Here is a 13,002-nt window from a genome sequence, read left to right as displayed (position 1 = left end):
GAAAGCGCCACCCGGTCCTCGTGGAAAGCGCCACCCGGTCCTCGTGGAAAGCGCCACCTGGTAGGCGGACCAGACGGTCAGGCCGGGCCGATCATGTCGGCCACGATCCGGGCCGAGAGGGTGACCATCGGTAGCCCTCCGCCCGGATGCACCGACCCGCCGACCAGGAACAATCCGTCCACCGGGCCACGGTTGCCGGGGCGCAGCAGGCCGCCCGCGGTGCCGTAGATCGCCCCGCCCGGCGCGCCCGCCGCCTCGGCCAGATCCGCCGGGGTACGGGTCTCCACGAACTCCAGCCGATCCCGGACGTCCAGGCCGCGCTGGGCCAGCACGTTCAGGACGTGATCGGCGTACGCGTCCGCCAGCCCCGGCCGCCGCCAGTCCACAGCGGACGCGTCGGTCCCGTGCCGGGGCGTGTTGACCAGCACGAACCACGCCTCCCGCCCGGCCGGCCGCACCGCCGGATCCACGGCCCGGGTGACGAACACCGCCGGATCGTCGACCGGCCGGGCCCGCCGCCCCGGCCCCGGGAAGATCGCGTCGAACTCCGCGTCGTAACGGCGCGGGAAGAAGACCGTGTGGTGGGCCAGTTCCGGGGTGTCCCCGCGCACTCCCAGCAGCAGCACGAACCCGCCCAGGCTGCGGTCCGCGAGCCCGGTCAGCCGGGCCGGGGCCGGCAGCAGATCCCGGTACAGGGAGATCGCGTCCACATTCGACACCACCACGTCGGCGCGCACGAACCGGCCGGATCGCAGGGTCACCCCGCGTACCGCGGCGTCGGCCTCGATCGTGGCCACCTCGGAACCGAACTCCAGGCGTACCCCCAGATCGGCACACCGCGCGCGCAGCGCCGCGGCCAGCGTGCCCAACCCGCCCGGCAGATACCAGCCACCGTGCGTCAGTTCGGCGTAGGGGATCGCGGCGAGCGCCGCGGGCGCCCGCCGCGGATCGGTCCCGGTGTACGTCGCGTACCGATCCAGCAGCATCCGCAGCCGCCGATCCCGCAGATAGCGCCGCCCCAGACCGCGCAACGACCGGCCCGGCGCGATCGCCGCGAGATCACCGACCCGCCAGGAGAGCCGCGCCAGCGACGCCGCCGACACCGGCTGTTGCAGCACCGACTCCCACGAGGCCCGCCAGATCCGGGCCGCCCGCCGCCAGAACCGGTCCCAGTCCCGCGCCGCGTCGGCACCGAGGGCCGCCGTGATCCGCTCCAGGAACACCTCGTGATCGGGGGACGAGTCGAGCACCACCCGGTCCGGGAAGACGTGCCGCACCACCGGGTCCAGCGGCTCCGGCCGCAACCCCAGCCCCAGATCGTCGAAGACCTGCGGCAACGTGAGCAGGCTCGGGCCGGTGTCGAAGCGGTAGCCGTCCCGCTCGTACACGGCCAGCTTCCCGCCCGCCTCGGCGGCCCGCTCGTGCACGGTCACCCGATGCCCGGCCGTCGCCAGCCGCACCGCGGCGGCGAGGCCGCCGACTCCGGCTCCCACCACGACGACGTCACTCACGGTTACCCCTTTTTCGTTGGTACGGCTACCGTCCGGCCACGCCAGGAGAGGCGGCCGGTTCGTCGCATGTGGAACGAGCGGGCCACCAGCCAGGCGAACAGGACCACCGAGAGCGGGTGGGCGAACGCGTCGAGCAGGCGGCCCCCGGTGGCGGCGGCGCTGATCAGGCGGCCGGTGACGCCGAGCGCGTATGCGAACGCGACGGCCGGCCCGGCAACGGGTAGGAACAGCGGCGGTACGGCGTACAGGAAAAGAAGAAGGACCACGACGGCGGCCGCACCGGACGCCGACCCGAAAGACGCCCACAGCGATTTGCCGTAGCCGTTCGCCAACTCGGACCAGGACGAATACATGTGGCAGGTGGCCAGGCGGGAGCCGTCGGCGAGGGCGATCCGCCCGCCGGAGCGCTTCACCGCGCGGGCCAGGCCGATGTCCTCCAGGATGTCGTCGCGGACGGCGGCGTGGCCGCCGGCCTCGCGGTAACCGGCCCGGTCGGCGACCAGCCATTGGCCGCCGGCGGCGGCGAGCGACGGGCGCGGCGAGCGTTCCATCAGACGCAACGGCAGGAAGGTGAGCCAGGACCATTGCAGGATCGGCTGGACCAGCCGTCCGGCACCGACGATCCGGGGGTACGGCGAGAGCAGCGTCACCCCGGTCTCCCGGAGTAGGCCGACCGCCCCGGCGATCGCGTCGGGCGCCAGGACCACGTCGGCGTCCACGAAGACCAGCACGTCCGCATCGGCGGCGTCGTCGGCCAGCTGCCGGCAGGCGTTCGGTTTGCCCAGCCAGCCATCCGGCAGCGGCCCACCGGTGAGCAGCCGCACCCGGTCACCGGCGACTGCCCGGACCACGTCGGCCGTCCCGTCGGTGGACCCGTCGTCGAGGACGTGGATGTCGAGGTTCGGCACACCACGTTGGGTGAGCAGCGACTCCAGGCAGGGCCTGACCCGATCGGCCTCGTCGCGCAGCGGCAACAGGACGGCCACCCGCTCGATCGTCGTGGCGTCGCGGCGAGGCCGGCGCAGCAACAGCGCGTTCACCGCCGTGTGCACGGTGATCAGCAGCAACGGCACGAGCAGGAGCCAGGCCACGGTCATGCCCGGATCCGCGGTATCAGCGGCAGGACGGCGGCGCCCATCAGGACACCACCCCAGACTGCCGAGGCGGACAGGTCCAGGAAGACGGCGTGGGCGAGGACCGAGGAGAAGTACGTCCACAGCCACAGCACCAGCATCGGCATGTCTCCGGGCGACGGCGACGACACCGTGCGCGCCGCTGCCGACAGCAGCGTCATCAGCAGGATCGCGAACCCGAGCCAGCCCAGATAGTTGCCGACCGGGATCCCCGGCACCCCGGGTAGCGCCGGAACCGGATCGTGCCAGCGCCAGTACCCCTCGGCCACCATCTGCGGATCGAGGAAGAGGTCCCACGCCGCCAACCCGCAGGCGGCCACCGCGATCCGGGCCACCCGACCCCGGGCCACCCGCAGCGCGGCGAGCCACGCCGGCCACGCCATCCACGTCCAGGCCAACGGGATGATCAGCGGCACACCGAGCAGTTTCGGTCCGAGCTGACCGGAGTAGTCGTACGTCCCGAACGGGAAGCCGGTGGCCACCCCGATCGCCTCGACCGCGAACCCGCCGAGCATCGCCGTCCCGACCAGCGCCAGTGCCGCCCGGCCGCCACGGAACAGCCACGCGTGCGACACCGACAGCACCACACCGATCAGCACCGTCGCCACGGTCAGTCCGGCCCGAGTCCCGCCGTGGGTCAGCGGATAACAGATCTGGGCCAGGACCAGGCCGCTCAGCAGAGCCCAGGGAACCGCACGCAATGTGGTCAGCCGCCGACCATTCCCTCAACCGGAAGTTCCCGGCCGAGGATCGCGAACGCCCGCTCGTCACCCGGGAACAGGAAGTCCCGCAGCACGTCGGAGAACCCGAACCGCCGGTACAGCCGCCACGCCCGGGACGCCTGCTCGTCGGCCTCCGGAGTGGACAGCAGCACCCGCTTGCCCTCGGCCATCGCCAGCAGCGCCCGCAACTGCCGGGCACCCACCCCGTGACCCTGCGCCACCGGGCGCACGTGCAGCTCGACGACCTCGAAGCAGTCCGACAGCCAGTACCTGCGGGACGGCTCGTCCAGCGACGCCCGCACCTGGTCGTGCCACCACTGGCCGGCGGCGGACGTGTAGCCGTACCCGAAACCGGCGAGCCGCCCCTCCGCGGTCAGCGTCGCCACCGCCCGGAACCCCGGCCGGCGCACGTGCGAGCCGATGTAGCCGCGGCGGGTCTGCAGCAGCTCCTTGCGGTAGCCCATCGCCTCGCCGTAGACGGCCACCACGTCATCGAGCCGGCGCAGCAGGTCATCCGGCTGCCAAGCTACGAGCCTCATCGCTCTGTCAGCTCCTCGTCGATCCAGCCCAGCACCGTGCGGTCGCCGGTTAGGTCACGCACCGCGAAACGGGCGAAAAGCTCCTCCGCGTACCAGCCGTCGGCGGGGGTACGGGCGATCACCGCGCGGTGCTCCGGCTGACGGTACGCGAACGCGGTGAGATCCGCCGTGCTGCGCCACACGCTGACCGTGCCCTGCCAGCCGATCGGCGCCTCACCCACCCCGAACCGGGCCAGCAGACCCGGTGCGTCCGCCACCTCCCGCGCCACCGCCGGGATCGCCCGCCAGAACCGCAGCGCCCGGGTCGGCCGCAGCCGGGCCCGGGTCAGCGCCACCACCGGACCGTCCGGTTTACGACCGGTCGGGCGGAACGGGCTGCGGCCCGACCACTCGCCCCGGCTGACCAGCGGTTCCAGGTCGATCCGGGCATGCCTATCGGCTATCGCGTCCCACTTCGGGAAACGCACCGGGATGTCACTCACGGTTATCGCTGCCCAGCGGGTCCAATCCGTGTCGCCCGGGCCGAAGGTGGCGCCGGTGCCCGTACCCAGGAATTTGCCGAATTTGACGTTTTCAAGGTCTTTTCCGGCGAAAGCCATGCGTAACATGGCGGCGCCGATCGCACGGCGCGGGACCCGCCAGACATGCAGGCTGACGTGGTCCTCGTCGATCACGCGACCTCGGCGGGAGTTCCGGCGGTGACGCGGACCAGCTCCGCAAAGGTGGTGGCGAAGACCGAGTGGGGTACGCCGCCCGCCGCCCACACCACCGGGAACCGTTCCAACTCGACGTCCACCAGCGTGCGCACCGGCTTCGGATGACCCACCGGGGCGACACCACCGATCGCCTGCCCGGTGTGCTGCCGGACGAACTCCGGTGTCGCCCGGCGCAGCTTCCCGATGTTGAGGTCGGCGGCCACCTTCGCGGTGTCCACCCGGTGCGCCCCGGACGTCAGGACCAGCAGCGGCTCACCGTCGGCGTCGAAGATCAGCGAGTTGGCGATCTGGCCGACCTCGATCTCCAGGGCGGCGGCCGCCAGCGCGGCGGTGTGCACCGCCTCGTCCAGGATGACGATCTCGGTGTCGGCCGCACCGGCCGCCGTCAGGGCATCGCGTACCGCGATCACATTCGGATGGTTGTGCATTCTTACTTGTTTACCGCCTCGGCGCTGGCCTCCCACAACCGGCCGGCCAACTCGGGGTCACGGGCCCATGCCGCCGGGGTGGTCAGCGTGTGCCCCACGTAGTAGCCGCCGTTCACCAGCTCCGCCTCCGGTGCCGTGGCCAGCCACACCAGCAGCTCACCGGCCTTCTCCGGGGTGACCAGGAACGGCGCGTACTTGTAGAACAGGCGGACGGTCCGGCCGGCGCCGAAATTCGTCCGCACCACACCCGGGTGGAACGACACGCTGAACACATCCGGCCAGCGGCGCGCCGCCTCCGCCGCGAACAGGATGTTCGCCGACTTGCCCGCGCCATACGCCTGCCAGCGGTTGTAAGCCGCCGGATCACCCTCCGGGCGCCCCGGATCGGGGCGGCCCCGCATGTGCGCGCGGGACGCCGTGTTCACCACCCGGGCGCCGCGCAGCCGCTCCCGCAACAGATTCGTCAGTAGGAACGGGGCCAGATGGTTGCCCTGGAACGTCGCCTCGAACTCGTCCGCGGTCCGCCGGAAATCGTCGACCATGCCGCCGGCGTTGTTCGCCAGCACGTCGATCCTCGGGAAACCGGCCAGCAACTCGCTCGCGAGCGCGCGGACCTCGTCGAGGCTCTCGAAGTCGGCGCGGAAATGTGCCACCGGATCGACCTGGGCCACCGCGTCGGCGAGACGTCGCGGGTCACGGCCCACCAGGACCACCTCGTCGCCGCGTGCGGCGAACTGCTTCGCGGCGGCCAGCCCCACACCGGAGCTGCCGCCGGTGACCACGATCGTCGCCATCCCGCCATCGTATTCACGATCGTGCGGATCCGCGCCCGGTCGTGGGTACCGTTGTCGGCGTGTGGATCATGGCGGTGGGCGGCGCGACGGGTGGTCTGGTGGCTGCTGCCGACCTGCGCGGCTCTCGGCCCTTGGCTCCCTTCTCGTTCTCGTCTTCTTTCTCGGTGTTGCCCTTTGCGCCCTCTTTGCGGTCGGCCGTTCTGCCGCTTCTGCCGTCCTCCTCGCTTTCCTTCGCCGCTTCTCCGGCTTCTTCCTTGATCGACTTCCGTTCGGCCGAGTTCCAGGTGGGGGCGCATCCGGGTGATCATGGGTCGGGTGGGCACGGTGCGGTGTGGAGTGTCTGCCTGGCGGTACTCACCGGGCCGACGGTGGCGGTGTTGCTGCTGTTCTGGCTGCTGCGCCGGCTGGCCGGCGGCTTGGTGGACGTGCGTTCGTTCTCCATCGGCCGGGTGAACCCGCGGGGTCCGCCCCGGCGTGGCGCCGGTCTTCAGTCGGCGGCGATATCGGTGCTCCGCATATAGCGGGGATTTGTCGCCCGCTTCTGTTCTCACCGTTTCGAAAGGCCTTCCATGATCCGTACGATGCTGCGCCGCGCCCTCCCGGTCGGCGCTCTGGTCCTCACCCTCGCCGTAGCCGCCTGTAGTGGTGGCGGGCATTCCTCCGGTCACCCCGGGGGCGGGTCCACCGCGTCCGGTCATGCCGACGCGGGGTCTACCGCGTCCGGTCATGCCGACGCGGGGTCTACCGCGTCCGGTCATGCCGGGGGTGGGTCCACCGCGTCGCCTTCTCCGGGGGCCGTGTTCAACGACGCCGATGCGGCGTTCGCCGAACACATGAGCGTCCACCATCAGCAGGCCGTGGTGATGTCGGCCCTCGCCACCGAACGAGCCTCCGACCCCCGGGTGAAGAAACTCGCCGCCGAGATCGAAGCCGCCCAGGCCCCGGAGATCGCCACCATGGCCGCCTGGCTCTCCGACTGGGGACGCGAGCCCGCGGCAACCGGCGACGGCCACGGCAACGTCACGGGCCACGAGTCGATGCCGGGCATGATGTCCGCCGCCGACATGGCAAAGCTGGTCGAGTCCACCGGCGAGGCCTTCGACAACCGGTTCCTGACCATGATGATCGCCCATCACGAGGGTGCCGTGACGATGGCCCGGGATCAGATCGCCAACGGCGCCAACCCGGAGGCCAAAGCCCTGGCTGCAAAGATCGTCACCGATCAGCAGGCGGAGATCGCCACCATGAAGGCGATGCTCTGACCGGTCTCCGGGACCAGACCTTCCGTCAGCGGCACATCAGGCGAGTCATAGGTTGATCGGCCGCCGGCGATCTTCCGGCTGTCTGGCGGGTGCTTCATCGGACGGTCGGGAGTCGGCGGGCCGGTGGTTCCGGCACGGGGGCGCTGGCTGTTTTGGCTCGGTTCGAGGTCTGATTCCGCCGGGGCGCGCTGCTGCCTCGGGTGTTCTGGGTGGCTTTGGCCGTACACCCTGGTCAATGGTTGTGGTGTTGATGAACGACCGCGTGGCCCTTGCCGCGGGTGATCAACCACCTGTTGACCGGCACGGTCAGTACGAACGCCGTGGCCAGGGCGAAAGCGAGTGATGCCCAGAACAGCGGTTCGGTCAGGCCGGCCTCCATCGCGCCGGGCACCACCAGCATGATCGCGTTGTCGATGATCTCCATGACGAGGATCGACACCGTGTCGGCGGCGAGGGCGACCTTCAGCGCGTCGCGGACACCGATGCCGGAGCGCAGTAGTGGCCGCATCGTCAGTGCGTATCCGAAGACGAACGCCAGCCCGATCGCGAGGACCACGGTGGGGCCGGCGCTCCAGCCCGCCGCGGTGCCGATCACCATGCCGAGAACCTCGCCGATGGCGCAGCCGGTGAGGCAGTGCAGTGTCGCCTGTGCCGCCATCCGCCACGAGGCGGATCCATGCCTGCTGTGGGTCATCAGCTTCTCCTTCCATTCGGTCATCAACATACCCCCGGGGGTATATTGGGGAAGGGGTCCCGCGCTCGACCGCCCGAAACGCCCGCCGCCACCTCTATCGATCATCCGTTCGAAAAAGCTGGTGGCGTGGCGCGCTGGAGGTTGCGTTTTTGTCGTAGGGGGGTGTTAGTCTCTGGAGTAGTTAGAACGGATGTTCGAAAGGGTGTTCGTTCGGCTCCGGGAGCGTGTTTCGCGGCTCGCCTCCCGGGTGTGGCGCCCGCGGAGCGCCGCACACGTGGTCCGGGCATTCGCGGGTCCGGGCCTCGTTCAAGGCAGGCCGTCGCTCGCTGCCCCCGACCCCCGGTGGCGGGCGACGGACCCGCCGGCGGTGCCGGCCGGGTGTGGTGTGGGGAAGCTTCACGCCTGGCCGGCTAACCGTCGGGTGGCCCGAGCGGTCGCCCACCGGGGCTCCGGCCGCCCGTTGGGGCCCCGGTTTCCGGCTTCGGCCGGTCGCGGCAAGCTGCGTCTTCCTCCGCAGCGATCGGTTCGACCCACCAACGTCGGATGCGAAACGAGCGAGGAGAACGACGATGGCGAGCACCAAGGCCCCGAGCATCATGGCCCCGGACCTCATGGCGGCTCCCGCCCCGGCGCACGACGTCCCGGCCTGCGCAGTCCCGGCCCAGTCGGTTACAGCCCGTGCGGTCCCGGCCTCCAGCGCCCCAGCCCGCTCCGTCCCATCCCAGCCTCGTTCAGTTCAGGCCCAGCCCGGTCCTGCCCAGATCGGTTCGGTGGCGGGTGGTGCGGCGTTGCGGGCGGATGCGCCTGCGGTTCCGGCTCACATGCTGCCTCATCGGACTCCCGTTCAGCTGCTGGCGATCGCCCATGAGGGCCTGACCGAGGCGGCGAAGACCGGGCCGGACGGATTGCGCTACGCGACGGCCCACCTGGCGGCTCTGCGGGCGGCCGCGGCCCTGATCGCCGCGCGCGCCCGGCCCGCCGCGTCCGGGCGCCGGGCTCGTGCCACCAGTGCCTGGTCACTGCTGGTTCTGGTGGCGCCGGAGTTCAGCGAATGGGCCGGCTATTTCGCTCTCGGCGCGAGCAAGCGAGCAGCCGCCGAAGCCGGAATCCCACATGTGGTCAGCGCCCGCGAGGCGGATGACCTGCTGAGGGCGGCCGAGCAGTTCGTGGCCGTGGCCGAGTCCTCCCTGGGCCTCTCCTACCAGCCCCCACTGGCCGCATGACCGGCCGCGGCATTCCGGCCGCGCACACTTCGCCTTCCCCCGAGGCCGTGCCGCCTTCACCACTTCCAGCGGCCCCGCGTTCCCGGTCCCGTCCTATGGTCGTGCGCCTCTCGTCTCTCGCTTCGGTCGTGCGTCGTTCGTCTCCCTCGGCGATCGTGCGTCGTCCGGCTTTTCCATTGGTCGTGGGTCGTTCGCTTCTCCTGGTGGTTGTGCGTCTGTTGTTCTTTTCGGTGGCGACACCTTCCTCGGCTCTTTCCTGGACTGTGCGTTTTTCGCCTCTTCTCGCGGTCCTGCTTTCGCTGTCTCGCGCTGGAGTCGGCTGTTCGTCGGCCCTTCCGATGGCTCGGCGTCCCTTGCCTCGTTCTGGGGGCTCATGTTCTTCGTCTCTTTTCGCGGCTACGCGTCCGCCGCCCTCGGTGTGGCCGTATCGCTGGGGCGCTTTCCGGTGGCCCGCGCGAGGGGTCCGTCTGATCGCGTGATCAGAGGCGTTGTCCGGCTTCTGGTTCGTCAAGAGCGTTAGCCGTGCCGGTTTTCGGCCTTGTGTGTCTTTTGTCCTCTGGGTGGAGTGACTTCTCGTTCGGAGGGCTTGGGTCTTCGCCGGGGCCTGACCGGTGGCTGTTCGGAGGGATGCGGGCGGCCGTGTGGTGGTGCTGGTGGTGAGTTTGTCCACGTGACGGGGGTTGCCGATCCGGGGGCGCTTGACGGGGAGCAACAGAGCGAGGCATGACGTGGCTGGGCGCATGATCAGTGGTGCGAACGCCCTTGCGGGACTGGTCCGGACGGCTACCGGAACCGGCGAGCCGGACGTGGATCGGACGCTGCCGGTGGCGTCTGAGCTGGGTGGGTTGTTGCCGGGGCGTGCGCTGCGCCGGGGTAGCACCGTCTCTGTCGCCAACGGGCAGATCCTGCCGTCTGGTGTGGGCAGACCGCGGCGGGCTACGCCGAGTGGCGATTCCGGCGCGGGTTCCCCGGCACCCAGGTCGGGCGTCTCCGCCGGGCGTGGCATCCAGCCGGGTGGGACCCCGTCAGACGGCGCAGGCGTCTCGGCCGGCTTCGGCAGGCCGGTCCCCGTCACTCCAGCGGCGGGCCGGGAGACCAGGCTCGGTCGTGCGTTTCGTTCATCCGGTTCTGGCCTGTCCAACGCCACGGAGTCGCCCGGCGGTGCGTCGTTTGGCCGTGCCGACCTGATCAGTGGCGGGCGATCCGACGCCGTCGGTCCCGTCGCCGCCGATCCGGCTGGTGGCGTCGATCCGGCTGGTGGCGTCGATTCGGTTGGTGGCGTCGATCCGGCTGGTGGTGCCGGTTCGGTTGGTGGTGCCGGTTCGGTTGGTGGTGCTGGTCTGCCCGGCGATGGCGACTCGGCTGGTCCGGCTGATGGTGTGGAGGGTGAGGTCTCGGGGAGGGCCGGCTCCTCGGCCGGGGGCGGGTTTTCGGGCCGGGACGGCTCTTGGAGTCGGAGTGGGCCTTCGGGTGCGCGGGAGGCGGCGGCTGGACGAGGGCTGTCGGTGGTGGACGGTGGGATGAAGGAGGTGGCTGGGCCGGTCTCTGGAGTGAAGGAGGTGGCTGGGCCGGTCGCTGGGGTGAACGGGCAGGCTGGGCTGAGGGCTGGGATTTCGGCCGGTGGCGGTACCTCGCTGCTGCTGGCTCTGCTCTCTGCCGCGTCCCGGAGCGGGGCCTGGTGTGCGGTTGTCGGGATGCCCGCGTTGGGGGCCGTCGCCGCTGCGGAGAGTGGCATCGTGCTGGAGCGGCTTGCGCTCGTTCCGGAACCCGGGCCGGACTGGCCCACTGTGGTCGCCGCACTGATCGACGGTGTGGATGTCGTGGTCGTGGCCGTTCCGGGGCCGGTGTCGGCGGGCATCGCCGGCCGGCTGGCCGCCCGGGCTCGGCAGCGGGGGAGCCTGCTCGTGCCGTTCGGTGACTGGGCCGGTGCGGATGTGCACCTGCGTGTCGGTGAGGGGCACTGGGACGGGCTCGGGTTCGGGCGGGGGCGGCTGCGTCGTCGTGAGGTCACCGTGGTGGCCCAGGGACGGGGGGCGGCGGCCCGCCCTCGGCAGATCACCATGTGGATGCCGGGTGTCGCGGTTCGCTCCGTCGTTGCGCCGCCGCGAGCCGACGAGGATGCGGAGCCGCCGGGGAAACGGTCGGCCGAAGGCGCATCCGCGTCGGTCGGCCCGCGATCCGCAGCCGATGCATCGATGGCCGCCGAGACGGCGACCCGCGGTGGTGAGGGACCCGGCCCGGAGACGGCGTCCACGACCGGCCGGGGGTGGGGCTGAGGTGGAGGCGGGGGTTCGTACGTTGCTGGTCTGGTGTCCGGACTGGCCTGTGGTCGCCGCGGAGATCGTGGCGGGAGTGGTGGCGTCGGAGCCGGTGGCGGTGTTCGCCGGGAATCGGGTTCTGGCCTGTTCTGAGGCGGCCCGGCGGGAAGGAGTGCGGCGAGGGCTGCGGCGGCGCGACGCTCAGGGGCGCTGTCCGCAGCTCGTCGTGGTCGAGCACGATCCGGGGCGAGATGCCCGGGCGTTCGAACCGGTGGTGGCGGCCGTCGAAGAGGTGGTGGCGGGTGTCGAGGTGCTTCGGCCCGGCGTGTGCGCGGCGGCGGTCCGGGGGCCGGCCCGGTATTTCGGTGGGGAGGAGGCCGCCGCCGAACGGGTCGTCGAGCAGGTGGCGCAGGCCTGTGCGGTGGAGAGTCAGATCGGGATCGCGGACGGAGTGTTCGCGGCCGGGATCGCGGCTCGTACCGGGCGAGTCGTGGAGGCGGGGGAGAGCCGGGCGTTCCTGTCACCCGTACCCATTGCTGCTCTGGAAGAACCTCAGCTCACCGACCTGCTGAAGCGTCTCGGGGTGGTGACCCTCGGGGATTTCGCGGCGTTGCCGCCGGGGGATGTGCTGACCCGGTTCGGGTTCGAGGGGGCGTTGGCGCACCGGCTCGCGTCGGGTGCGGATGTCCGGCCGCTCGCGGTGCGTAAGCCGCCGCCTGATCTGGCGGTCGAGGAGACCTACGACGAGACGCTGGATCGGGTGGATGTGGCCGCGTTCGCCGGGCGGGTGCTGGCCGAACGACTGCACGAGCGGCTCGCCGCGCACGGGCTGGCGTGCACCCGGCTGGGGATCGAGGCGGTCACCGCGGACGGTCAGGAACTGGTCCGGGTGTGGCGGCACGACGGGATGCTGACGTCCGCGGCCATCGCCGAACGGGTGCGCTGGCAGCTGGACGGTTGGCTGACCGGGGCCCGACGCGGGCAGACCCCGAAACCCACTTCGGGGCTGGTACGGCTACGACTGGTGCCGGACGGGGTGCTCGCGCATGTCGGGCTGCAACCGGGCCTGTGGGGTGAGACCGGGGCGGGCCGGGAGCGGGCGCACCGGGCGTTCAGCCGGGTGCAGGGGCTGCTCGGGCCGGGTTCGGTGCTGACCGCGGTGCTCGGTGGCGGGCGGTCGTCCGACGATCAGGTGCGGCTGGTGCCGTGGGGTGACGAGCGGGAGCCGGAGCGGCCGGCCGCGGAGCAGACCGAGCCGATCCCGGGAATCGACACGGTCCCGCTGCTCGACCAGAGCGCCGTACCCGTGGAGACGACACCCGGTTTCACCATGATCGAGGTGGGGCGGAAGAAGCGGCGCGTCCGAGCGAGGCCGGCACCGCTGCCACCGTGGCCGGGCCGGATGCCGCGCCCGGCGCCCGCGGTGGTGTTGGCGCATCCCCTGCCGGCGGCCGTGTACGACGAGACCGGCGCCCCGGTCGGGGTGAGCGCCCGCCTGGAGCTGACCGGCGACCCCACGATCCTGCGGATCGACAGACGTCAGCCGGTGGCGATCACCGGCTGGGCCGGTCCGTGGCCGGTGGACGAACGCTGGTGGGCGCCCGGCGAGGCCCGTCGCCGGGCCCGGTTTCAGGTGCTGCTGGAGGACGGCCGGGCGCTGCTGATGTCCCTGGCCGGCGGTCACTGGCTGGTGGAGGCGATCTATGACTGAGGGGTACGCCG

At 71.5% G+C, this 13,002-nt stretch carries 12 protein-coding genes and 1 pseudogene; 5 read left to right on the top strand and 8 right to left on the bottom strand.

Annotated elements, in window-relative coordinates; translation table 11 throughout:
• Window positions 1–77: 77 nt before the first annotated feature.
• From Q0Z83_RS35800 to Q0Z83_RS35770, 7 genes are all read right to left on the bottom strand, one after another.
• The gene (locus Q0Z83_RS35800; RefSeq protein ID WP_317787662.1) at window positions 78–1,511 is read right to left on the bottom strand and encodes a phytoene desaturase family protein; all 1,434 of its coding nucleotides are present in this window, start codon (window positions 1,509–1,511) and stop codon (window positions 78–80) included.
• A 2-nt stretch (window positions 1,512–1,513) separates the two neighbouring features.
• Complete coding sequence (locus tag Q0Z83_RS35795; RefSeq protein ID WP_317787661.1) at window positions 1,514–2,608, bottom strand: glycosyltransferase; 1,095 nt, start codon at window positions 2,606–2,608, stop codon at window positions 1,514–1,516.
• Window positions 2,605–3,345, bottom strand: coding sequence for a carotenoid biosynthesis protein (locus Q0Z83_RS35790; protein ID WP_317787660.1), 741 nt, complete (start codon window positions 3,343–3,345; stop codon window positions 2,605–2,607). The genes Q0Z83_RS35795 and Q0Z83_RS35790 overlap by 4 nt, the downstream gene beginning before the upstream one ends.
• A gap of 5 nt (window positions 3,346–3,350) precedes the next feature.
• Window positions 3,351–3,905, bottom strand: a complete 555-nt coding sequence (locus Q0Z83_RS35785; RefSeq protein ID WP_317787658.1) for a GNAT family N-acetyltransferase — start codon at window positions 3,903–3,905, stop codon at window positions 3,351–3,353.
• Window positions 3,902–4,513, bottom strand: a complete 612-nt coding sequence (locus Q0Z83_RS35780; RefSeq protein ID WP_317797209.1) for a monooxygenase — start codon at window positions 4,511–4,513, stop codon at window positions 3,902–3,904. Before Q0Z83_RS35780 ends, Q0Z83_RS35785 begins: the two co-directional genes overlap by 4 nt.
• A gap of 62 nt (window positions 4,514–4,575) precedes the next feature.
• Window positions 4,576–5,049, bottom strand: a complete 474-nt coding sequence (locus Q0Z83_RS35775) for a YbaK/EbsC family protein (protein ID WP_317787657.1) — start codon at window positions 5,047–5,049, stop codon at window positions 4,576–4,578.
• Between the two features lie 2 nt (window positions 5,050–5,051).
• Window positions 5,052–5,843: an SDR family NAD(P)-dependent oxidoreductase gene (locus Q0Z83_RS35770; RefSeq protein ID WP_317787656.1), complete on the bottom strand. Its 792-nt coding sequence runs from the start codon at window positions 5,841–5,843 to the stop codon at window positions 5,052–5,054.
• Between the two features lie 59 nt (window positions 5,844–5,902).
• On the opposite strand from Q0Z83_RS35770, the gene Q0Z83_RS35765 reads away from it, so the two are divergent.
• Window positions 5,903–6,364, top strand: coding sequence for a hypothetical protein (locus tag Q0Z83_RS35765; RefSeq protein WP_317787655.1), 462 nt, complete (start codon window positions 5,903–5,905; stop codon window positions 6,362–6,364).
• 48 nt (window positions 6,365–6,412) lie between these two features.
• Complete coding sequence (locus Q0Z83_RS35760; protein ID WP_317787654.1) at window positions 6,413–7,105, top strand: DUF305 domain-containing protein; 693 nt, start codon at window positions 6,413–6,415, stop codon at window positions 7,103–7,105.
• Window positions 7,106–7,337: 232 nt separating this feature from the next.
• Here Q0Z83_RS35760 and Q0Z83_RS35755 read toward each other — a convergent pair whose 3' ends face one another.
• A complete protein-coding gene (locus Q0Z83_RS35755; protein WP_317787653.1) occupies window positions 7,338–7,823 on the bottom strand; it encodes a DUF4396 domain-containing protein in 486 nt (161 codons plus the stop codon).
• A gap of 797 nt (window positions 7,824–8,620) precedes the next feature.
• Here Q0Z83_RS35755 and Q0Z83_RS35750 point away from each other — a divergent pair.
• The 3 genes and pseudogenes from Q0Z83_RS35750 (at window position 8,621) to Q0Z83_RS35740 (ending at window position 12,991) form a co-directional block, all read left to right on the top strand.
• The gene (locus Q0Z83_RS35750; protein ID WP_317787652.1) at window positions 8,621–9,022 is read left to right on the top strand and encodes an SAV_6107 family HEPN domain-containing protein; all 402 of its coding nucleotides are present in this window, start codon (window positions 8,621–8,623) and stop codon (window positions 9,020–9,022) included.
• Between the two features lie 1,520 nt (window positions 9,023–10,542).
• Window positions 10,543–11,196, top strand: a pseudogene (locus tag Q0Z83_RS55970) (hypothetical protein); the annotation flags it as partial.
• A 103-nt stretch (window positions 11,197–11,299) separates the two neighbouring features.
• Window positions 11,300–12,991, top strand: a complete 1,692-nt coding sequence (locus Q0Z83_RS35740) for a DNA polymerase Y family protein (RefSeq protein ID WP_317787651.1) — start codon at window positions 11,300–11,302, stop codon at window positions 12,989–12,991.
• Window positions 12,992–13,002: the final 11 nt, after the last annotated feature.

Source organism: Actinoplanes sichuanensis (assembly GCF_033097365.1).
GTDB lineage: Bacteria > Actinomycetota > Actinomycetes > Mycobacteriales > Micromonosporaceae > Actinoplanes > Actinoplanes sichuanensis.
The sequence above is the reverse complement of the archived record's forward strand: the minus strand, read 5'-3'. Positions and strand labels throughout refer to the sequence as shown.

Excerpts from the sequence above, each read along its gene's own strand:
- Q0Z83_RS35770 (WP_317787656.1), bottom strand. The coding sequence starts at position 5,843 with ATGGCGACGATCGTGGTCACCGGCGGCAGCTCCGGTGTGGGGCTGGCC.
- Q0Z83_RS35785 (WP_317787658.1), bottom strand. The coding sequence starts at position 3,905 with ATGAGGCTCGTAGCTTGGCAGCCGGATGACCTGCTGCGCCGGCTCGAT.
- Q0Z83_RS35775 (WP_317787657.1), bottom strand. The coding sequence starts at position 5,049 with ATGCACAACCATCCGAATGTGATCGCGGTACGCGATGCCCTGACGGCG.
- Q0Z83_RS35760 (WP_317787654.1), top strand. The coding sequence starts at position 6,413 with ATGATCCGTACGATGCTGCGCCGCGCCCTCCCGGTCGGCGCTCTGGTC.
- Q0Z83_RS35750 (WP_317787652.1), top strand. The coding sequence starts at position 8,621 with ATGCTGCCTCATCGGACTCCCGTTCAGCTGCTGGCGATCGCCCATGAG.
- Q0Z83_RS35755 (WP_317787653.1), bottom strand. The coding sequence starts at position 7,823 with ATGACCGAATGGAAGGAGAAGCTGATGACCCACAGCAGGCATGGATCC.
- Q0Z83_RS35780 (WP_317797209.1), bottom strand. The coding sequence starts at position 4,513 with ATGTTACGCATGGCTTTCGCCGGAAAAGACCTTGAAAACGTCAAATTC.
- Q0Z83_RS35795 (WP_317787661.1), bottom strand. The coding sequence starts at position 2,608 with ATGACCGTGGCCTGGCTCCTGCTCGTGCCGTTGCTGCTGATCACCGTG.